The organism is Gemmiger sp. An120 (assembly GCF_002160955.1).
GTDB classification, from domain to species: Bacteria; Bacillota; Clostridia; order Oscillospirales; family Ruminococcaceae; genus Gemmiger_A; species Gemmiger_A avium.
This window is the reverse complement of the sequence record NZ_NFLN01000002.1, coordinates 11932-33952: the sequence shown is the minus strand read 5'-3', so window position 1 is coordinate 33952 and position 22021 is coordinate 11932. Positions and strand designations below refer to the sequence as shown.

The 22021-nt window shown below is 53.3% G+C and carries 18 protein-coding genes; 14 read left to right on the top strand and 4 right to left on the bottom strand.

The annotated features are described in order from the left end of the window. Positions 1-220: 220 nt before the first annotated feature. From B5E65_RS01940 to B5E65_RS01925, 4 genes are all read left to right on the top strand, one after another. Positions 221-847, top strand: coding sequence for a helix-turn-helix domain-containing protein (locus tag B5E65_RS01940; protein WP_087170099.1), 627 nt, complete (start codon positions 221-223; stop codon positions 845-847). Positions 848-1101: 254 nt separating this feature from the next. Further along, a complete protein-coding gene (locus B5E65_RS01935) occupies positions 1102-1473 on the top strand; it encodes a hypothetical protein (protein ID WP_143402946.1) in 372 nt (123 codons plus the stop codon). A gap of 667 nt (positions 1474-2140) precedes the next feature. Continuing rightward, positions 2141-2617 carry a hypothetical protein gene (locus tag B5E65_RS15965; RefSeq protein ID WP_143402945.1) on the top strand — a complete coding sequence of 159 codons (477 nt, stop codon included), beginning with the start codon at positions 2141-2143 and terminating at the stop codon, positions 2615-2617. Positions 2618-2779: 162 nt separating this feature from the next. Then, positions 2780-4024 carry a mannosyltransferase family protein gene (locus tag B5E65_RS01925; protein WP_087170096.1) on the top strand — a complete coding sequence of 415 codons (1245 nt, stop codon included), beginning with the start codon at positions 2780-2782 and terminating at the stop codon, positions 4022-4024. Positions 4025-4127: 103 nt separating this feature from the next. Here the strand turns inward: B5E65_RS01925 and B5E65_RS01920 are convergent, their stop codons facing one another. Together B5E65_RS01920 and B5E65_RS01915 are read right to left on the bottom strand one after the other, a co-directional pair. Then, a complete protein-coding gene (locus B5E65_RS01920; protein ID WP_087170095.1) occupies positions 4128-6527 on the bottom strand; it encodes a beta-glucosidase in 2400 nt (799 codons plus the stop codon). A 108-nt stretch (positions 6528-6635) separates the two neighbouring features. Beyond that, complete coding sequence (locus B5E65_RS01915; RefSeq protein ID WP_158098487.1) at positions 6636-7865, bottom strand: helix-turn-helix domain-containing protein; 1230 nt, start codon at positions 7863-7865, stop codon at positions 6636-6638. A gap of 150 nt (positions 7866-8015) precedes the next feature. On the opposite strand from B5E65_RS01915, the gene B5E65_RS01910 reads away from it, so the two are divergent. The 4 genes from B5E65_RS01910 to B5E65_RS01895 all read left to right on the top strand — a co-directional run bounded on the left by B5E65_RS01910 (position 8016) and on the right by B5E65_RS01895 (position 11449). After that, positions 8016-9104, top strand: a complete 1089-nt coding sequence (locus tag B5E65_RS01910) for an alpha/beta hydrolase (RefSeq protein WP_158098486.1) — start codon at positions 8016-8018, stop codon at positions 9102-9104. A 36-nt stretch (positions 9105-9140) separates the two neighbouring features. Further along, positions 9141-10010, top strand: a complete 870-nt coding sequence (locus tag B5E65_RS01905) for a phosphatase PAP2 family protein (RefSeq protein WP_158098485.1) — start codon at positions 9141-9143, stop codon at positions 10008-10010. Between the two features lie 180 nt (positions 10011-10190). Beyond that, positions 10191-10862 carry a hypothetical protein gene (locus B5E65_RS01900; protein ID WP_087170091.1) on the top strand — a complete coding sequence of 224 codons (672 nt, stop codon included), beginning with the start codon at positions 10191-10193 and terminating at the stop codon, positions 10860-10862. Positions 10863-10921: 59 nt separating this feature from the next. Further along, the gene (locus B5E65_RS01895; RefSeq protein ID WP_087170090.1) at positions 10922-11449 is read left to right on the top strand and encodes a GNAT family N-acetyltransferase; all 528 of its coding nucleotides are present in this window, start codon (positions 10922-10924) and stop codon (positions 11447-11449) included. A 199-nt stretch (positions 11450-11648) separates the two neighbouring features. Here the strand turns inward: B5E65_RS01895 and yfcC are convergent, their stop codons facing one another. After that, positions 11649-13166 carry a putative basic amino acid antiporter YfcC gene (gene yfcC / locus B5E65_RS01890; RefSeq protein WP_087170089.1) on the bottom strand — a complete coding sequence of 506 codons (1518 nt, stop codon included), beginning with the start codon at positions 13164-13166 and terminating at the stop codon, positions 11649-11651. Positions 13167-13348: 182 nt separating this feature from the next. Here yfcC and B5E65_RS01885 point away from each other — a divergent pair, with 182 nt between their 5' ends. Continuing rightward, positions 13349-14665, top strand: coding sequence for a Sapep family Mn(2+)-dependent dipeptidase (locus B5E65_RS01885; protein WP_087170088.1), 1317 nt, complete (start codon positions 13349-13351; stop codon positions 14663-14665). 289 nt (positions 14666-14954) lie between these two features. Here B5E65_RS01885 and B5E65_RS01880 read toward each other — a convergent pair whose 3' ends face one another. Next, positions 14955-17381: an ADP-ribosylglycohydrolase family protein gene (locus B5E65_RS01880; protein WP_087170087.1), complete on the bottom strand. Its 2427-nt coding sequence runs from the start codon at positions 17379-17381 to the stop codon at positions 14955-14957. A 329-nt stretch (positions 17382-17710) separates the two neighbouring features. Here B5E65_RS01880 and B5E65_RS01875 point away from each other — a divergent pair, with 329 nt between their 5' ends. The 5 genes from B5E65_RS01875 (at position 17711) to B5E65_RS01855 (ending at position 21980) form a co-directional block, all read left to right on the top strand. Next, on the top strand, positions 17711-18046 hold the full coding sequence (locus tag B5E65_RS01875; RefSeq protein ID WP_087170086.1) for a DUF3795 domain-containing protein: 336 nt from the start codon (positions 17711-17713) through the stop codon (positions 18044-18046). A 70-nt stretch (positions 18047-18116) separates the two neighbouring features. Further along, the gene (locus B5E65_RS01870; protein WP_087170085.1) at positions 18117-18608 is read left to right on the top strand and encodes a prolyl-tRNA synthetase associated domain-containing protein; all 492 of its coding nucleotides are present in this window, start codon (positions 18117-18119) and stop codon (positions 18606-18608) included. 38 nt (positions 18609-18646) lie between these two features. Continuing rightward, the gene (amrA, locus tag B5E65_RS01865) at positions 18647-20035 is read left to right on the top strand and encodes an AmmeMemoRadiSam system protein A (RefSeq protein ID WP_087170084.1); all 1389 of its coding nucleotides are present in this window, start codon (positions 18647-18649) and stop codon (positions 20033-20035) included. Continuing rightward, complete coding sequence (amrS, locus tag B5E65_RS01860; RefSeq protein ID WP_087170083.1) at positions 20032-20856, top strand: AmmeMemoRadiSam system radical SAM enzyme; 825 nt, start codon at positions 20032-20034, stop codon at positions 20854-20856. Before amrA ends, amrS begins: the two co-directional genes overlap by 4 nt. A 155-nt stretch (positions 20857-21011) precedes the next feature. Further along, the gene (locus B5E65_RS01855; RefSeq protein ID WP_087170082.1) at positions 21012-21980 is read left to right on the top strand and encodes a helix-turn-helix domain-containing protein; all 969 of its coding nucleotides are present in this window, start codon (positions 21012-21014) and stop codon (positions 21978-21980) included. Positions 21981-22021 lie beyond the last annotated feature (41 nt).

Here is a 22021-nt window from a genome sequence, read left to right as displayed (position 1 = left end):
AAGCGGCTTGAAACTGATGTTTTTCTTTGTGTATCTGGGAACTCCACTCATTCTGTATTTCGGGTTTGTCCAGGAAAACGAAGTGTGATTATATAGTAATAGTTTGTTTTCCCACCATACTGGCAAGTTTTTCTGTAAAATCAGCATCGCAACCTAAAGTTGACAGATAGTTGGTAGACAACAACTCCATTTTCTGTTATGGTTTCAGCGAGGTGATAGAATGAGCATAGGTCAGCGCATTAACGCTTTGAGAAAACAGAGCAATCTTTCTCAGGAATATGTGGCGGAGAAGCTTGATGTTACCCGGCAAGCCGTATCTAAATGGGAGAAGGATCTAAGCTGCCCGGATACCGAGAATCTTATCAAGCTGGCTGGATTATTCGATACTACCGTTGAGTATATTGCAACAGGAAAGGCGAATAATGCCACGCAGGATGACGTAAAGAGCCGTCACCGTCCAAAGCCTAAGAAAAAGCACATTTTGTGTATTGCAGCCGTCCTGCTTCTTCTTGTTGCCGTAAGCGGCATACTGTATGTTCGTAATTTGCCTGTTGCATGGGATGCCGCTGGGTGTTCTGGCGGATACGCAACATTCATATTCGATAAGTATCAGGAGGAGCTTACAGAAAAGTTCTCTAATGGCGCAGAAGATAAAGAGCGCATCTCTTCCCTCGAAGCAATTCGCGGCTCTCAGGATGCACAGTGGGAAGATGATACAATCTACCTTCAATTTGACATACGATACGAACATGACCTTGAAGGTACGGTAACGCAAAGGCTTAGCTTTATCGGGCACCGAACCTGGTTTGATACGTATGATTGGGGTGGAGCCATTATCGTAGGATAGTCAATACAATGAAAGCTCCACAGGAAAAAGGCGATCCTTCTTTTCTTACTTCTGCAATTCAAAAGGGCGGTGACGTCTTGGTACGTCTCCGCCCTTTTGGCATATCAAATTCCTTGTCATAACATCTGCGGGACTACCCTCGTCGATATGAAGGTACTTCAAAGCCTTGTGAGGGTAAAGTTACACCGGTGCCCAGCCCTGATTTTGTCAGTCCGCAGAAGCAGGATTCGAAATCGCCCCAGAAGTCGGATCCATTGAAAAAGCCGATTGCCACTCTTCGCGGGGTCAACGAAGAGGATGTCTGGAATCGGAGGGAATTTGTCGCCCGGAAGCTCATGGTCCGCTATCCCGAACTTGCGGAGAGCAAAGCCCCGGAAAATCCGGATGGCGGCTTACTGTTAGCCGATATAGCCCGAGAGTATGCCGAGCCCTTTTTCGCCAGCAACAGGCGGAGATGGGGCACAAACACAGAATCTGGCTACCGGCATCAGTTTGACACCCTTGTGAGAGAAATGAAAGACATTTATCTTTCCGAACTCACCGCTGAAACCTATAAGGCACTGCAGATCCATATCTGTCAGCAAGCACTTCTTGGCAGCCGCGACCCGGGCCGTGCCAGCAGCTGAAAATACGGGGATGCTCCGGCGTCTTCCGCCCGCAAACGGTTGTATCTGCTTTATAGTTTTCTCTTGTTCCTTAAAAATGAGGAAGGCCTGTCGTTTCCGGTAAGGCCTGCACGCTACAACTGTACTACGCCTCGTCAGGAGCAGCTACTGGAAAGGACCGACTATGTACGCAGCCTGCCTGATGAACCGTTGCGCCGCGCCTGCGCTACATCTCAGTTCCTGAACCTGGCAGGTGTTTTGCTGGACGCAGGACTCAGAATTAGCGAAGCGGCCGGACTGCTGTTTTCTTCATTGCGTACCATTGAAACCTCCCAGGGTCGTATGTATTATCTGGAGATTACCGGACAGCTTTCCAAAAACGGAATCCGCTCCGAGCGCACCAAAACGGATGCATCCTACCGGACGGTTCCTCTTTCGCCGCAACTGGGGGAAGCACTGCTGCAGCACCGGGAGGAGATGGAAAAGCTCCATGGTGATTTATCACTCCGTCTGATGTGCGGAATCTCTGACGGAAATACCTTTTCCGACGATCCCGCCGTTGCAAACAGCTGGCGGGATGGGGCTGCCGATACGATTACAGAATTTCTGCGTTCCAAGGGAATTCAAGACCTGCTGACCGAAGCCCGTCCTATTCAATCTGGCCGCGCAGAACGAAAGCCAGAAATCTATGGCGACTGCCCATGCTTTTCGCCGTGCTTGTTGCACCCGGCAGTATACCCGAAGCGGCGAAGATACCGATACCATCTACCGGTATATGGGTCATGCGGACAAAACCCTTGCCTGGGCACCGTCCGGTCCTTTTGGACTGACGGATGATGAACTGCGCAAGATGTGCCTGCGCCAGTATGTCAGCCGTACTCCCTCCCATCCGGGGCTTCCACTTCGCTATGCAGTGGATGGAGAAATCCATACCAGCGAGGTTCCGGCCTGCCAGATTAACCTGGTAATTCCAGCCGGTTTTGATTTTACGCTCCTTGTGAAAAGCACCGAACCGGGCAATGTGATTCGTATAACCGGTGATGACCTTCTTATTCAGGAAGAATGCTGGGGAATGTGCCCGGCTGCCCCCTATACGTACAGCCTGCTGGCCAGCGATGAGCTCCTGTCTGTTTGCGATGAAGGGCCGCTGATTCCTGACGACTAAAGTCTTGACCCGGCATTTGCAAAGAGCCCGGCAGATTTTTAAATTCTGCCGGGCTTTCTGATTTTCTTTTGGTGTGCGGTTATGATATGGTATAATAATCGAAATCCGGTACGGCGTAAACCAAAAACTGCCGTACACCGGCAACGAAAGGGCGGCAATGATATGGGGCAGTTTTTAGGACATCTGGGCGGTGCCCTTATGGTGCTTTTTGTTGTGTTGCTGGCTCTGCGGTGTGCCAAGCGGCTGGGCCTTCTGTTCTGGTCCCCTGCACCTGTCCGTTCGGTTGTTCCCTGCTGGAAGCCCAGTCTGCAGATGATGGTCCTGACAGCCACAGGCGTTGTGGTGCTGCAGCTGCTGTTTGCTTTTATCTGCTGGCTGGATCTGGGACAGAGCGGCGGACTGAGTGCATTCTGGCAGCGGTTTGTGGAACGTTTCTCCACAGCCGGTGACTCTGTGCACTATCTTAACATCGCTCGGTATGGCTACCTGGCAGAGGGCGAAGCAGCCAAATACATTGTATTTTACCCGCTTTATCCGCTGGTCGTACGGCTTGTTCACACACTGCTGTCCCCTTTTTCCGTCAGTTGGGAGTGCGCGGCGCTTGCGGTCAGCTGGCTGTGCTGGGGTGGTGCAGGCGCCGCCATGCTGGTACTGGCCGGGCAGGATCTGAATCGGGAGCAATCCATCACCGCTGCCGCGCTGATGGCACTCTATCCGTTCAGTTTCTTTGCTCTGGGTATTTACACCGAAAGCCTGTTTCTTTTGCTTTGTCTGCTATGCATGATCACTGCCCGGCGGCAAAACTGGCTGTGGGCTGGTGTCTGGGGCGCTTTGGCTGCACTCTGCCGCAACCAAGGTCTTGTGCTGATTCTTCCGCTGCTTTATTTATGGCTTCGGGCACGACGTGAGAAAAAGCAGGGGCTTGTATCCCTGTGTATCCTGTTTCCGTTCTTAGGTTGGGGCAGCTATCTTGCCCTCAATGCCCGCCTTTTCGGCGATCCGTTTGCTTTTCTCGAGTTTCAGGCGGCACCGCCCTGGTACCAGAGTATTAAATGGATCGGGAGCAACCTGATGCAGCACTGGCAGATGGCGCTGAAATATCCCGGACTGGCCCCGTTTATTTACCACGCTCAACTGGTACTGTATTTTGCGGCCATGGCGCTGCTCTTTATTGGTTTTTGCCGCAAGGCGCCCACCCACTGGCTTATCTGGGGCGGAGCCTACCTGGGCATGTGTTACCTGGCCGGATGGCTTATCAGCGGCGGACGGTATCTATTTGGATGCCTGCCCCTGTACCTTATCGGCAGCAGCCTTCCCCGCCCGGCGCGCTGGGCATTGCTGGCCATAAATCTCTTCTTTTTCTGGAGAATGGGCATTTATTATATGCAAGGGCAGGCTATCATGTAACTCTTCAGCGGTTTCTCTTCTTTTTAAAGCAGGCAAGCAATACCCCCTGGTACGGTTTTATCCGCATCAGGGGGTATTCTGTTTCTGATTTGACTCGTTGACTTTATTCCATGGGCTGCGCGTTGAGCATCATCAGAAGCCCATCCAGTTTATCGGCACCGAACTGATCCGGCGCCATCATTCCCAGCTGACGCAGGGGCATGTCTTCCAGCATAGCTTCAAACATAGCCCCGATATCTCCCGCGCCGGCCATCATCTGCCGTACGCCGGCCGTTACCTGATCGGCGATCTGCCGTCCCATGGCACAGCTGCGCAATTCACCGATAGTTGTGTTCGGCGTATAGGGACGAGCTTCATGCCAGGGCTGTACCGGATGGCCCAGCAGGATCTCAAACTGCTCCCTGGGAATATCCAGCGGATGGCCTGCAGGTGCATAATAGGCAGGGGCATCCTGACGCAGATCCCGCCGGCTTCCGGCCCGGGTGCTCTGCACGGTGACCGGTGCGCTCAAGCGGATATCCTGGCTGGAAGAAGCTGCCTCCACCGTATATACGCCGCTCTCCACAAACCAGTCGGCAATACCGGTATCGTAATAGGCAAAGTCACGCGGTTCCAGCGTAAAAGAAATCGGACGGCTCTCGCCCGGCTCCAGGTGCACCTTGGCAGCGGCACGCAACTCCCGCACCGGTCGGAAAACAACGCTTTCCGGCGGTGCCACATAGATCTGCACCACTTCGCTGCCGGCATAACGGCCCGTATTCGTTACAGTAAGGGAAAGCGTCAGCGGCTCATTGTCCGACACAGCGGCTTTTTCCAGTTTCAGATCCGAGTAGGCAAACTCCGTATAGGAAAGGCCATGGCCAAAGGGATACTGTACCGTCATCCCGGCTTTGTCATAGTAGCGGTAACCCACATAGATGCTTTCCCGGTACTCCACATTGCCGCCCTTGCCGAAATGCAGATAGCTGGGATTATCCTCCAACGCCAGCGGCCAGCTTTCAGCCAGTTTGCCGCTGGGATTCGCATCGCCGAACAGCAGATCCGCGGCCGCGCTGCCGCCGTTCTGACCAGCCAGGTACATCAGCAGAATGCTGTCCACCTGATCTCGCCAGGGCAGGATCACCGCGCTGCCAGTGCTCAGCACTGCCACCACCGGCTTGCCGGTTTCGGCCAGGGCAGCCATCAGAGCGTTCTGGCTATCAGGCAGCTGCATATGGGTGCGGTCAAAGCCTTCGCTTTCAAAGCTGTCGGGCAGACCCACACAGGCGAATATCACATCAGCCTGCAGGGCAGTTTCCACTGCCTGCCGAATCAGTTCGCCGTCAGGTGCCGCTTGCTCCGCCTGATACCCCGGCGCGTAGGTATAATGTACACCACGGGCATCCAGTGCGTCGCACAGACTGGTGACGCGGGTGGGGTGGATCTTGCCGGAACCGGCTCCCTGGAAACGGGGTGTTTTGGCGAACGCTCCCACGACTGCCACTTTAGCATCAGGGTTCGCAGGCAGAGCTGTACCCTTTTTCAGCAGCACGGCACTTTCCCGGGCAATACGGCGTGCCAGTTCGTGGTGTGCTTCCGGATCATACGGGGTAACGGGATTTTCCGCAGCCTGCAGCACCAGTGCAGCTACACGCCGGGCACAGATATCCAACTTGGCCTCTTCCAGTTTTCCTGTCTGCACAGCCTCTACAATCTTACGGCAGGAACCCTCACAGGGGCCGGGCATTTCCAGATCTACACCGGCCCGGATTGCCTGTACCCGGTCGTTCATAGCACCCCAGTCGGTAACGATCATGCCTTCATATCCCCACTCGCCCCGGGGAACATCGGTCATCAGGCGGGTGTTGTCCGACGCATAGGTACCGTTAATCTGGTTGTAGGAGCACATCAGCGTCCAGGGCTGGGCTTTCTTTACCGCGCGCTCAAAGCCAGCCAGATAAATCTCCCGCAGCGCCCGTTCATCCACGATCGAATCGGACACAAGGCGGGCTTTCTCCTGGTTATTGGCCAGATAGTGTTTCAGGCTGGTACCCACATTTTTGCTCTGGATACCACGAATCATGGCCGCAGCGGCTTCGCCCGAAACCAGCGGGTCCTCAGAGAAATACTCGAAATTGCGGCCGCACAGCGGGCTGCGTTTGATATTGGCTGCTGGGCCCAGGATTACCGCTACCTGTTCGGCCAGGCATTCTTCGCCCATGGCCTGCCCCATCTCATAGAGCAGGTCCGGATCAAAGCTGCAGGCGGTAGCGGCTGCCGACGGGAAGCAGGTAGCCGGTACCGAATCGTTGATTCCCAGATGGTCGGCGCTGGCCGCCTGCTTGCGCAGGCCGTTCGGACCGTCGGTAACCATTACCGACGGCAAACCCAGACGCTCAATGGCCCGGGTATTCCAGAAATTGCTGCCTGCACAGAGGATAGCTTTTTCTTCCAGAGTCATCTGCGCCACCAGTTCCTCTGCCTTGCGGCGCACACCGGCAAAGGGATCCTTCGCTTGTTTCATAAAATACTCTCCTTTCCGAGCGATATTTTATATCTTTTCTCCAGTATAGCAGCGACAGATCACGCAGTATTGTAAATATGTTTTCTGTATTGCAGAATTTCTGCCGAATTATTTGGCACGTGCCTGCCGCTGCAGGCGGAAGGTTTGTGGTGTTTGCCCTGCGATGCACTTGAATACATTTTGAAAATGGCTCTGAGACGAGAACATATACAGTGCTGCAATCTCCGAAATGCTTTTATCGGTAAACTCCAGCATCCGCTGGGCACTGAGAATCTTTTGCTGCAGAACATACTGGGTAATCGTCAGACCGGTAAGCTTTTTAAACCGGCTGCAGAGATACGAACGGGAGTACCCCAGCTGCTGCGCCATCTCTTCCACGCGGATCTGGTTATACAGATTCTGGGAAACATACTCCGCACAGGCATGAAACAGACTTTTGCTTTCCTCGTCACCGGCAAGAGCAGCCGGATACCGTACCTGCTGCACCTGCCGGGCAAAATCCAGAATGATAGATGTCCGCAGCTTTTCCAGCGATGGCAGATCCTGTGTCAGTTCCACGCGCTGAATATACAGGTCACTTAGTCGGAATGACGCTGCATCATCCATCCCGCCTGCGATAGCTGCGCGGGCCGCCAGCGTAGCCGCACAGATGCAGGTGTTTTTCACCTGCCGCAGCGTATTATCGGCCATAGGACCTCCTCCCAGAACAGGCCCTGCCGTAAACAGCTCTTCGATTTTGTCCGGTTCCCCGTTTTCAATGTAACTCAGCAGCAATCGTTCTGCATTGTATTCCAGCCGATGCCGGTCCAGGCTATCGTCTTCCTGCAGTTCTGCGCTCTGGCTGATATGGCGTTTTGCTACCTCAGTCTCCCAGTTTGCGACATGAAGATTAATAAACAATTCCTCCGGACGCGGTTCCCGCCGGTTGATGGCGATCGACAAAAAGGAAATCAGCCACCCCAGCCGTTCTGCGGAAATGGATGGCAGGCAGCGAAGAATACGCCGGTATTCTTCCTGTTTTTCTTCGCTCACACCCAGCAGGAACAGCAATTCCTGTTCCAGACGAGGGTCTTCGTTCTGGATGCGGCTTGGTCCCAGGATCAGGCGCCATCCCTCTTCCAATGTAATATAGGCATAAAATTGGTACAGCGGTGTCGCATAGACCCCTGCTGCCCGGTCGCTGCTCAGCATGGCAGAAAGATAGGGCTGTATCGGATCGGGATTGAGATGATATACGGAATAGTAATAGCAACACTCCTGTCCACGGTAAAGCCGAACAGCGGAATTCAGGGCCTTGGCCAGTGAGTAGCAAAGACGCTCGTATTGTTTTTTATCCATAAAGTCCTCCACGCCATTGCAGAATTTACAATACATCTATCATATTTGCAATACTTTGTCAATTCTGCATGATACCATTTGAACAAGGAAACATTTTTTTGGAGGTGTCGCTTTATGCCCAGACGATATGACCCGAGCCTATTGGAGAAAATGAAACAGGGACAGCGAGTCGAGTTCTACAAAGGGCTTCCTGTTCTGGTAAAACCAATCCCGGAGGGCGGACAGCCGGGCGATATGGATCCGCGGCTGTATAAATCCATGAAGATGATGCCGCTGCTCTCCCATTTTCTGCCCAAGCCCAAGAAAGGGCTTTCCACCCTGGAAAAGATTCAGCCCTATCGCAAGATGTTCGGTCAGTACAAAGGCGATATTGTAGTAAGCGAAGGGGTTGTAACAGAAGAAGTATCGGTTCCCAGCGCGGACGGGTATATGGTTCCGGTGCGAATTTATAAGCGCACCGACGCGGGCCGGGAACTGCCGATTCTGGTTTATTATCACGGCGGCGGATTCTTTGGCGGCGGCGTACAGATTGTGGAACAGATGTGCAAGGTGCTGGTTGCGAATCTGGACTGTGTGGTACTGAACGTGGATTATCGTCTTTGCCCGGAAGCGCACTATCCTCAGCCCTTCGATGATTGCTGGTACGCTACCCGCTGGGCCTGGGAGCACGCGGAAGAGCTGGGCGGCGACCGGAACAAGCTGGCCGTGGCAGGTGACAGCGCAGGCGGCAATCTTGCCGCTGCCATTACTCTGCGGGATCGGGACGAAGGTACCGGCATGGTTAAGCTGCAGGTGTTGCTGTACCCTGCGGTGAACATCAGCGGACAGCATACTGCCTTCTATCAGGGTGTTGATTATGAAAAATACCGCCGCAGCCCCCGGCATAAACGGGTACTGGACTGCGTGCTCAAGCTGATGGGCAGTATGCTGGGCGGCGAAGAGAATCTGCTGGAACAGGTTTACCTGCAGGGGTATCTGCCGGTGGACTCCATCTATGCTTCTCCGCTGCTGGATGATTTTCATGCCCTGCCCCCTACTATGGTAATCTTTGGAGAGCATGATATGCTGGCCTTTGAGGATATCGCTTATGCTCTCACCGCTCATGAGGCAAAAGTTCCCCTGCAGACCATTGTGTATGAAGGCATTTCCCACGGATTCGCGGATCAGATCGGCGTGATGCCCCAGGCAGAAGACTGCATGAAGGAGATTGCCGCCTATATGCAGACGCTGTTTGGCTGATCGCCCCGGATGAAAATGAAAGAGGAGCGTAATCTTGTGAAGAAACAATCTGCGTTTTTGTCCCCCAGGGTTCTGCTTGCCAGCCTCGGGATTGCGGCAGCTCTGATGCTGCTTGGCTCTTTTGTGGATTACCCGCTATCCTGTGCGTTGTACAATGAAACCAATCCCTTTGCCATGTTTTTCGCTGCCTATGGCGAGATCCCCGCTACCCTTGGTCTGGTCGCGGCAGGCAGTCTTCTGCTGTGCGGCCGCAACCGGCAGAATCGGATTCTGGGTGTTTCCCAGTGCGTTGGCGGCACCCTGCTGGTTCTTTCGGGAACGCTGATGATTTGTTTTATGCCTACCATGTATCTGCCGGTATCTCCGGTGATTCTGGCCGTGGTTGGGCTGGCATTAAGCGCCGGAACCATAATCCTGGTGCTGCGCCTGGCGCGTGGTGCCGACCGGGCTGTTTTAGTTCGGGCTGCGGCTGCGGTGTTCTTTGTTATCCTCTGCGAAATGGTACTGGTAAACTGCATTAAGGTTCCCTGGGGGCGGCCCCGTATGCGGCTTGTTGCCAGCAATGCGGAAGCCTGTTTTCTGCCCTGGTGGCAGATGGGCGGCACGCTGAAGGACAGTCTAATTGCCGTAGGAGTAGCTTCCGAAGAGTTCAAATCCTTTCCTTCCGGACACACCGCCAATGCAACTGTTATGCTGCTGTTGGGGCTTATCCCCTATCTGAAACCGCAGCTGCAGAAGTTCCGGAACCTATTCCTGGCAATCGGTTTTGCCTGGGCCGGTGTGGTAGCGTTTACCCGGATCGTAATGGGTGCGCACTACCTGACCGACACGGTTGCCGGGTTTGTAATCAGTTTGCTCTGTGTGTACGGTATCTGCACAGCAATGTTTCGGCGTACAAAGATATGACGGTGTTCTTTATCAGATACCGTAGTCAAAAGCCTTTGCGGCTGATCCGGGTGGTCAGCCGCAAAGGCTTTTTGCCGATATTCTGCAAGATTAGTATTTTCAAAACTCTTGTGGCGGGAAAATGGATGCGATACAATAGAATCGGTATCGCTGTTGTTTGCCGTGTCAAAGGAGGCCGCTATGGATAAGGATACCCTGTTGCAGCATCTGAAAACGAAGCCGGATCTGCACCAACTGGCTCTTGAAGCAGGGAATGATTCTTCCCTGCTGGCTGCGTTATTTGAAGTTGTCCGGAGCGACCGCTCGCCGCTTCGATACAGCTGCACCAAAACAATCCGTTTTTTGAGCGAACAGCAGCCGGGAGCGGTCTATCCGTATTTTCGCGATACAGCGAACTGGCTGCAGGACACCAACAGCTTTGTCAAATGGGATGGAATCCTGACTCTGGCCAACCTTGCGGCAGTAGATACAGAGCATCGGTTTGATTCTCTTTATGAGATGTACTTTGGCCTGCTCCGCGATACGCAGATGGTTACAGCCGCCAATGTGGCAGGCAATGCCTGGAAAATTGTACAGGCCAGGCCGGACTGGGAATCCGACATCACTGCGCGGCTGCTGGAGGTTCCGCAGATTGTCTATCTGCATCATGGCAAGCCCTCTCCGGAATGCAACCGGGTGATGTGCGGGCACATTCTGGATTGCTTTAACCAGTATTTCGCGCAGTCCCACAGCCAGGCCGCCATATTGCGTTTTGCACAAAGTCAGCTGAACAGCCCCCGAAAGTCCGTTGCCAAAGCTGCCGCCCGCTTTTTGAAGCGCCACAAAAATACTGCTGAAAATCCGGCGGATTGACCGGATAAAGTCTGCGTCCGTTTAATTCGTCGACATACAAGAAAGGTTTATGGATACCTATGCATAAAGAAATCAGAGGAAGCCGGATTATCCTGCGTGAACAGCGGGAAGAAGATGCGCCGTATTTTACCTATTGGTTCAATCAGCCGAAGGTCATGTTTCAGTGCGGTTTTGAGAAGCCAATCAGCGAATCCGAGATGAAAGCCTGCATTGCTGGCGACCACCAATCGGACGATTCGGTCTGGTTTACCATTACAGATCTGGACGGCAATATTTTAGGAGAAACCGGGCTGCTGCGCATGTTTCCCGCCTGGCACCAAACGGATCTTACCATTATCATCCCTGACCCGCAAATGCAGAACAAAGGATACGGCACAGAAGCCATCCGGCTTGTGCTGGACATGGCCTTTCATGAATACGAGATGCACCGCGTTTCCATTGGAGTAGTAGGATTAAATGAAGAGGCGTTGGCATTTTACAGGAAAATTGGATTCAAGCAGGAAGGTATTCTGGAAGAAGCCTATTACTACAACAACGAATACAGCGATTTTGTTATGATGCGGATTCTCAGCCACGAGTGGAAGTAACGATTGGATTTTCGCTTATGGGGCGGCTGTATCGGTAAGCATACACGGAGAGATGCGCAGGCTATCTCTTCGTGTATGCTTTTTTGAAGAAAACAGAAAAATGCTCTCTTACCGTGCCCAGTGGGACAGCAGTAAGAGAGCATTCTGTTTTAAGGCTTTGAGGTACCTATTGCCTTTCGGGCTGAATGCTATGGAAGGATCAGGAGAAACCGATCATCACAGCTACAATCACAAAAACCGAAGACAGCAGGAATAGTACGCCCTGCATTTTAATCTGGAATTTGGCCCATTTGCCCCATTCCAGGCGGGCCACACCCAATACTCCCAGCAGGCAGCCGGAGGTGGGCACGATCAGGTTGGTCATGGCATCGCCCAACTGATAAGCCAGCACCGCCACCTGACGAGAAATACCCGCCAGATCAGCCAGAGGCGCCATAATAGGCATAGTCAGGGCAGCCTGGCCAGATCCAGACACCACAACGAAGTTAAACAGGCTCTGGAATACGTACATCAGCCAGGCAGCCAGAACGCCGGGTACATTGCTGAGCACATTGCCCAGCGCATACAGAATGGTATTCATGACACTGGGAGTGGTTGCCTCGGTTCCCCCCAGCACAATCACGATACCCTTGGCCATGCCAACTACCAGGGCTGCACCTACCAGGTCAGCCGCACCGCTCTGAAACGCAGAGGCCACATCGGAAGCGTGCATGTCGTTCAGATGGAAAATGCAGCCGATAATGCCCGCCACCAGGCCCATGACAAAGAACTGGGATGCAATCTCAGGAATGTAGTATCCCTTGACTATCACGCCCCGCACCGTCCAGATGATGGTGGCCAGTACGGTCAGCAGCACCAGCGCCTGGCCCAGGGTGAAGGAGGACTGCTCCTCATCCGTCTTGCTCATCTGATCACGGTAATATGCATCACTCTCATATGCCACCGAAGCCATCGGATTTTTCTTGATCTTGCGGGCGTACACCATGGTGAACAGGATCCCTACCGCAGTGAACACTACCCACATCACAATGCGGAACCCGGCGCCGGACATAACCGGAACACCGGCAATGCCCTGCGCGATAGCCAGACCAAAGGGGTTCATCCAGCTTGCACCAAAACCGATCTGGGTTGCGCAGTAGGTAATGCACACCGCCACCACCGCATCATATCCCATAGCGATCGTCAGCGGGACAATAACCATCGCAAAGGGAATCGCCTCTTCGCCCATGCCGAATACCGCGCCACCCAGCGAAAACAGGGTGAACAATACAGGGATCAGTATGATTTCCCGGCCTTTTGTGCGATTGATCATGGCGTGAATACCCGCGTCAACGGCACCGGTTCGCATTACAATGCCGAACGCACCGCCAATAACCAGGATAAAGGCCACAATACCCACAGCCGTACCCGTTTTATCGCCGGAGGTCAGACCTTCAAATACATAGTTCAGCATGCCCTGGCCACCGAAATCCTCGGTGCCGAACAAGGGCACTCCGTTATATACCCGGTTTCCCGCCTCGTCCAGTTCGTAGGTAAAGCTGTCCGGCACAATGACGGTACGGGTCTTTTCCGTATCCCCCACCATATAGGTCACGTCCTGGGTTTGAAAACCGCCGACCGGGATCAGATAGGTCAGCAGCGCGCAAATTACAACTACCGCAAAAATAATGACATAAGTATGGGGCATCTGTAGTCTTTTCTTCTTGGTTTCCTTCACGATTCCTCAACTCCATGCTTCGATTCTGAACAGCATTATACTGTTTCGTATCCATAGTAACGTACCGACCTGCAAAAAGCAATGCAAAAACTTGCATATCATTTACATTCTCGTCCGTCTACCCTATAATAAATCTGAGTGTTTACTCGAAGACGGAGAATTTATGTAACGGGGGCGCAACCATGAAAATGAATCTGTATCGGGACGCTATGGTGGAGGCAGTCAGCCGCCTGGTGGCCATTCCCTCTGTTTTTGAAACAGACGACCGCACGCCTTTTGGCCCTCAGGTGGACCGTTGTTTGGATGAAGCACTGGCTATACTCTCTGAGCTCGGGCTGCATACTTATAAATCACCGGATGGCATGTACGGTTACGCCGAAATCGGCGAGGGTGAACTGTTCAGTGTACTGTGCCACCTGGATGTGGTGCAGGCACGTCAGGAGGATGGTTGGAATTATCCGCCTTTTGTGCCTACGGTACAGGATAATTGTCTGTATGGCCGCGGCACACAGGATGATAAAGGGCCCACTATAGCGGCAGCCTTTGCGTTAAAGTCCTTACTGGATGATCAAATTCCCTTGCGCAAGCGGGTACGGTTCATTTTGGGCATAGACGAAGAAACGCTGTGGCATTCCATTCGAGCCTACTCCCAGCGCGAAGAAGCGCCTGCCAGTGGATTTGTTCCGGATTCCGCATTCCCCTTGACCTATGCCGAAAATGGACTTTTGCAGGTGCATATCCGCTCGGCCGAGCCCTTTCCGTTTAGCTGCCGGGGTGGTGATACCCTGAACGCTGTATCCTCCTTTGCCTGTTGCCCTGACAAGGATGCCCTGCGTCTGGCCCTGGACGAACTGGGCCTTCCCTGGCACCAGAAGGGAGACGAGCTGTGCGTGGAAGGTATGACCGCACACGCCAAGAATCCATGGAAAGGCAAAAGCGCAAACCTTTACCTGCTGCGAGCCCTGCGCAAAGCAGGTTATGAGCATCCGGCCGTCCGTTTCGCCTGTGACGCACTGGATGAAAAATTCCGGTTCGAGGGCTTTACGGACGATGACCTGAGCGATTTTTCCGGTCCCGTCACAGTAAACCTGGGCACGATGACCTTGAATGAATCGGGCTGTGAACTGGGCCTGGATCTTCGTCTGCCCGTCGGCTGCACCAAGGAAAAGGTGATGGATCTGCTGCGTCAGAAAGCCGCCGCTTATGGTCTGGAAGTCGAAGAATTTGACTGGCTTCGCCCGCTGCATGTACCACTGGACACGCCTCTGGTACAAAATCTGATGACCGCTTATCGAACGGTCACCGGCGATGATGTCACAGAACCGTATATCTCTGCCGGCGCTACTTTTGCCCGGGCCTTTGACAACTGCGTGGCGTTCGGAGCCAACCTGCCGGATTGCCCCACCAGCGAGCACCAACCCAACGAGCATATTGATATCGACAAGCTGGTTCTGGCTGCGGAGATATACCGCAATGCCTTAAAGCTCTGTGTTACCTGACACAAGACAAGGCATTTGCAGCAATAACATAATAAAAGGCCCCTTAATGGGTCGCACGTAAATTTTCGAACTGCATTCCTTTGCGTGACGTCCCTGATAAGGGGCCTTTTTACATCTAAATGTATTTAGCTGACGCAGAGCTTTTGAGAAGGTTCTCTGGGCAACGCTTGTTACGCCGCATAATGCTCCGGTGATTATGTCCTTGCTCCTGTGATTGAAGGACCGGTTCCGTCGATCAAGCAAAACCGGACAGATCTGCTGCGTTTTTCATCCCATTGCTGCCCGATGGTCAACCGTAACTGTGATAGGGATGGAACACGATTCCGCACTGATGAAGCATAGCTTCCACCTGGAAGAAGCTGCAGCCTTCTTCGGCCCACTTTGCCAGAGCCTCGGGCAGGGTTTTGCTGGGATCCAGGGACAGACGCAGCTTCTCCCCCTGCTGCGGATTCAATTCGTAGTGGGAATCTTCCGCTGTCTCGATGTCGATGCTGTACTTCTTCACCATACCCTGCCGGTCATAGAACACCGAGAGGAAAAGGGGCTGTTCCAGGGAGAGAGGCAAAATCTTTCGGAAATGCCCCAACTGTTCGTTGTACTGGTCATCTTCCAGAATCGCCTGCGCCATACGATATTTCAGTACCCGTTTCCGGTCCCGGGCGGTTACATTCTCCAGTCTGGCCAGGTCGCTGTTGTGGGCCAGATCCGCCAGCTTCACCCGGCGGGCAATGGGATTTTTCCGCAGCCGGACAACGTAGTCCAGATAATGAATATGGGGATCCCGTGTCAGAAGCAGCAGGGCCTGCAGCACGGTATCCGGGATGCCTGCCTGGGCTAAGTCCTGAAAAGTACAGGCCGTGTCCTCTACCACATCATGAAGCAGCGCTGTGCAGACCTCTTCCTCTGTTTCCATCTGCTCAGCCAAATGAAGCGGATGGATTATATAGGGCAGACCGCTTTTGTCCACCTGATTTCTGTGGGCGGAGCAGCAAATCTGAAGGGCGGCTTTGGTAAGAGGAGTATACATGAGCCCAACCGGGCGCAAAGGCTTTAACGGTTCCGCCTTGGGTACCGCAGGCGGTTCCTGCGCTTTTTCTCCGGCGGACGTACCGGAGACTTCTACCGTTTCAAAAAGCTGTTCCGCTACCTTTTCAATCATATCCCGCAGTTCCAGATTCCGGAGATCAAACGCAGCTTCTACTGCTCCCTTCCCCAGCCAGGCTCCCAGGATATTGCCGCAAATGGCTCCGGTGGAGTCGCTGTCCCCTTTATGATTGACGGCAGCCCGAATGGCAGACGCAAAATCGTCCTGATAACGCACGGCACAGAATACCGCTATGGCCAGTGCCTCCTCCGCCACCCAGCCTTCGCCTAACGCATGAATACCGCCCAGGTCGGAGATGGATGGATCCAAGGCAAACCGTACAGCCCGGTCCAGCAGCTTGCAAACCGTCTGATCTCCCGCCTTTGCCAATTGAGAAATCGCGTCCTCCAGCCTGTAAGTACGGTCGGGAAATTCCTGTACTATCCAGGAAATCAGCCGCGCCAACATGCTGGAGCAAGCCCAGGCCAGCGGATGGCCATGGGTCAAAGCGGCATCCATAGCGGCCATTACCTCCACGCCGCTGTGAGCATCTGGCTGGCCTGCCAGGCCAAAAGGTGCGGCGCGCATAACGGTACCGCAGCCCTTGCTGTTGTTTACCGGGCTGTCCATCGTACCGCCATAGGAACTGGTGCGGATGGCGCTCAGGCAGCTGTTTCCCGGTGCCCGCCGTGCATGCATACGGGGGTCTCGGTAAACCCACATCTGCGGATGTTCCGGATCGTTCATCCGGGCAGTGTCTCCCTGGGTACCCAGCCACTCCCGATACGCAGTCCACAGGTTCTCCCTCAGATCTCCGCCATTCTGTTTTGTATTCACAAGGGCATTGGCGGCAAAAAGGGTCATTTGGGTATCATCGGAGATACGGGCCGGGTGTCCGGCCTGTGCAAGAGTCTGAATACCCTTAGGGCCATACTTGCCACAGATGGCATTCTCCTGCAGGAATTCTACCGGATAGCCCAGCGCATCCCCTACCGCACCGCCCAACAGGCAGCCAAGATAGCGGCTGTGCATTACAGTGCGGGGATCCGCATGCGGAACGGCTGGTTGTTCCATGTCTTCCAGCTGCCAGAATTCTCCCTCGTCGGACATTCCTACCGGGAAGGCGCACCGATCCAACCATGCGTCGGTGGACAGTTCCGGTACCGGCAGCTGACTGCATTTGGCGGTGAACCTCTGAACAGCCATGTCATACAGCTGCCGGTCCATGGAAAATTCCGCTGTCAGCCAAAGTTTCCAGCTTGCATCGTCGGGCAGGTGCAGCAGAAATATACCGGTCTTTCCCCTGTATGTGCTCTGGCCTAATACCTTGAAATGGGAATCCCTGTTTGCTACACAGAGCCCCCAGCGGGTATTCTGCTCCATAAACTGGGACAGATCCGTCATGTGGTTGGACAGGATTACGAACCGGTGGGTGGTGACCATACCCATAAAACGGCTGGTGGCATCGGTGAAAGCCTTTTCACGGATAACAAGGCCCTTTGTATAGCGCTGGGCCAGAACCGGAGGCAGGTTCACATCCCGGGCGAACAAGGCTATACCGGGATATACGCTGTCCGCGATGGCTTCCAGTTCTTCCTTCGTCATGTGATTTGGATTGAAGTTCTTGTCCATATTGCCTCCTCGTATTTACGTTCTCTAATTTCTGGCCCGGACATCGCCGCATCGTCCAATTGTCAGTACACGTTTTCCACCCTGTAACGGCAGACTTTTATTTGTATTATATCACAGGAGCATACAACTGCACGATCATCTTGCCACAAGTACTGCGTTATCCGGCTAGACGCACAACAGGACGAAACAGGCTGGTATGGGAAGCCAAAAGCTTATATAATAAATGTATCCAGGAAATACGCCTCGGCTTTATGTAAGCTCAGTGCTTGAAGTTTATGGGGCTGTCATTTCAAGTGGCTCTGATCCTGATTCAAAGGAGTTTCTTCCCTATGGATACACTGGAAATCGGTTGTTGCGGTGCATACTGCAAAACCTGCCGGGAATACCAAAAGACCTGCAAAGGCTGTAAGATCGGCTATTCGGATGGCTCGCGTGACCTGGCAAAAGCCAAATGCAAAATCAAGGTGTGCTGTGTTCGCAAAGGCTGCGCCACCTGTGCCGACTGCTCCGAATATGACGATTGCTCCATCATCCAGGCATTTCATAATCATCCCGGATACAAATACGGAAAATACAAGCAGTCCATTGCTTACATCCGCACCCACGGCTATGCCGAATTTGTGAAGCGAGCCATAAACTGGACGGTTGCGTACGGAAAGCTTTGATTTTTATTGGCCGGTCAGATAGGGCATCTTATCTGCGAAGCAGCACCAAAATGCAGCGGGAGGAAGCGAAATGACAAAGCAGGAAGTATACGATTTTCTTAACGCCAAACAGATTTGGCACGAGATCACGGAGCACGCTGCCGTGTACAACATGCAGGAACTGGAGCAGGTAGAACTCCCCTACCCTGACCGGGACGCGAAAAATCTTTTTGTGCGGGACGATAAGCGGCGAAACTATTATCTGATCTCCGTCAGAGGCGATAAGCGGGTGAATCTGAAAGACTTCCGCCGCAAGCAAGGTACAAAACCGCTGACCTTTGCCTCACCGAAGGAATTGCAGGCGTTGCTCGGGTTAATTCCCGGCGCCGTGACCCCTTTCGGCCTGCTGAACGATGCAGAATGCAAGGTGCATTTTTTCATCGACCAGGATTTCTGGCAGGGTTCCGGCCTGATAGGTGTACACCCCAACGACAACACCGCCACCGTCTGGCTGAAAGCGGAAGATCTGGTGACGCTACTTCGGGAGCACGGCACTGCCGTTGACCTGGTGGATCTGGAGTAAATCTGCGACTCTTGCAATATAGGAAAGGAGTAACGGGTATGTCGATGCTTGGTGCTTTTTTGACCCCGCATCCGCCGGTTCTGCTGCCCGAAGTGGGCAACGGCCGGGAACGGGAAATTGCTGCTACCGGACAGGCCATGCGTACAGCCGCTGCGGAAGTGGCCCGTTGGAATCCCGATGTCCTCATTGTGGCTTCTCCCCACACGATTCTTTACGGCGACTATTTTCACATTGCGCCGGGCAGCGGAGCGACAGGTACTATGGCCGCTTTTGGCGCACCACAGGTTCGCTTAGAAGTACAGTATGATGCAGCTTTGCGGGACGAGATTGTTCGCCGCGCCGAAGCAGCCGGTTTGCAGGCCGGTACGCTGGGGCAGCGTGACCCCGACCTCGACCACGGTGTGCTGATTCCCCTGTATTTTTTGCGCAAAGCGGGTGTGGTCTGCCCCATCGTGCGGATGGGTCTGTCCGGCTTTTCCGCTTTGGATCACTACCGGCTGGGTCAGTGTGTGGCAAGCGCAGCAGAATCTCTGGGGCGCCGTGCCGTCTTTGTGGCCAGCGGTGACCTTTCCCACAAATTGAAACCCGATGGCCCTTATGGATTCGCCGCCGAGGGGCCCGTTTTCGATGAAGCGGTAACCCGAACCATGGCTTCGGGAAATTTTCTTGAGTTTCTCACCATGGACTCCACCCTCTGCGAGCGCGCGGCCGAATGCGGGCTTCGCTCTTTTCAGATTATGGCCGGTGCGCTGGACGGGTTGGCAGTGGAGCCTCATTTGCTTAGCCACGAAGGCACATTTGGCGTAGGATACGGGGTGGCACTATTTCCTGTTGTCGGCAAAAACGAGAACCGCCGGTTTGCAGCGGCCTGCGAAAAGGCTCAACAGGAACGTCTTGCTGCCCGGCGTGCCAAGGAGGATCCCTGGGTACGGCTGGCGCGCCTGTCCCTGGAGACCTATATCCGCCAAGGACATGTTTTGTCTGCTGTTCCGCAGGACTTGCCTGCAGAATTGACCACCCAGGCAGCCGGGGCTTTCGTATCGCTGCACAAGCACGGACAGCTGCGGGGCTGCATTGGAACCATTCTTCCTACCGAAAAGAATCTGGCTGAAGAGATTGTGCATAATGCTGTTTCGGCTGGGACACGGGATCCGCGGTTCCCTGCGGTTCGTGCGGATGAGCTGGATGAACTGGAGTACAGCGTAGACGTGCTCGGCCAATCGGAGCCGGTAGATTCGCCTGCTCAGCTGAACCCCAGGCTGTACGGCGTTATTGTCAGCTGCGGACGCAAACGAGGTTTGCTGCTGCCGGATCTGGATGGTGTGGATACTGTGGAAGAACAACTGGATATTGCACGCCGAAAGGGCGGTATTCAAGAGGACGATCCCTATACTATCCAGCGTTTCAAGGTGGTGAGACATCTATGAAACTGACCTGTGAGCTTTGCTTTCACCATTGTCAGCTGGATGAAGGACAAACCGGGTTTTGCCGTGCCCGCGGTAATCGCAACGGGAAAATCGTTTCTCTGAACTACGGCAAATTGACGGCATTGGCTCTGGATCCTATTGAAAAAAAGCCCCTGCGCCGGTTTCACAGCGGGAGCCTGATCCTGTCAGTGGGAAGTTTCGGCTGCAATCTGCATTGCCCTTTCTGTCAAAACGCCGGAATTGCCGCTGTTGGTCCTGAAGCATATACACAGGATTGCTCGCCGGGACAGCTGGTTCAGGAATCTCTGCGTTTGCGGGAGCAAGGCAATATCGGTATTGCCTACACCTACAATGAGCCCCTTGTAGGATACGAATATGTGCGGGACTGCGCCGAACTGGTGCATCAAACAGGAATGCTGAATGTACTGGTGACCAACGGGACTATTGAAGAGGGGCCTTGGAAGGCGCTTCTTCCGCTGCTTGATGCTGTTAACATTGACCTGAAAGGATTTACAAGCGACTGGTACCGCCGCCTTGGCGGAGACCTGGCAACGGTTAAGCGTTCGATTGATTTAGCCGCACAGCACTGCCATATAGAAGTTACCACACTGATAGTGCCCGGCGAAAATGACAGTGAGGATGAGATGCGGGCTTTATCAGCCTGGCTGGCTTCGGTAAGCCCTGAGATTCCTTTGCATGTCTCCCGCTTTTTCCCGCAGCATCAAATGCAGGATCGCCCACCCACGCCGGTACAGACGGTTTATCGATTGGCTGAAGTGGCACGGGAACGGCTGCGGTATGTGTATACGGGGAATTGTTGAATGGATACGCACACCACTGCCTTTGCATTTTTCATCTAATCAGTATAGGCCCTATTGAGCGTCAGCGCAAAATGCAACTGATAGTTGCGGAATAGTTGATAGACAAGAAACACCTCATTTCCTATAATTAAGATGAAAGTTGCGAGGTGAACGCCATGACGGTTGGAGAGAAAATTCGGCTATTGCGAAAAAGCAAAGGCTTAACCCAAGATGCCGTCGCCTTTGATCTTGGCGTAAGCAGACAGGCCATTGCAAAGTGGGAAGGCGGCCAGAGCTCTCCCAACTCAGAGAATCTCATAAAACTGGCGAATTTGTTATCTGTTCCAATTGATGAACTCACTGATACAAAGCCGTATCAACCAACAGCTTTGGAGGAATATGCTCGCCAAAAGCTAGAGGACAGGAAAAAGTTCCAGGAAGCAAAACGGATCGCATTTAAAATGATCCAGGCGATAGCCCTAATTCTCATAGCGTATATCGCTGTGTATGGGATATGTTTGCTTGTTTTTTACCTGGCCGGCATCAGAAACTGTATCTGGAAATGGATGCAATCGAACCATATCCTTATGATTACCTGTCTAGTTCACGTCGTTATCTTTTCTCTGGGCAAGAAAATCGTTGGTGTCTCATTATTTTTAGGGACAATTGTTGCCATCATTGTGTCAAATACAGCCGGGTTGTCCATGATGCGCAGATCACCAATTGGATACAACAATGGTTGGGTATTTTATCTGGCAACACTGTTTGTATTTTATATCATCGGATTTTTCGCAGAACTCAAAGTTGCAAAACCCAAGAATAAATCCTTACAGGGCTGGCGGAAGGCCGCAAGTATAGCTTTATTTACAATTCTTTCGATATTTTTTGTCACAAGTACCATTTTATCTGTTCGGCATGTAAAATATGGGATAGGAGCTGAGAGCGGCTATCAAAGTGGCTATGCCATTGGTGCGGCGGATGCTACTGTTGGAAAGCCGCTGAACTCCAGTTTTTCATCTCATCCCGCTCCGACACAATATGTATTTGGCTCCTCTGAGTTCAAAGGTTATGCCGTATATTGGCCCGCAGGATACAAGCGCGGTTATGAAGATATAAAGCAAGCAATGGCCAACGATCCCGTGTGAAAGCGGCAGGGCACTTTCAAGGAAGTACCCTGCCGCTTTTC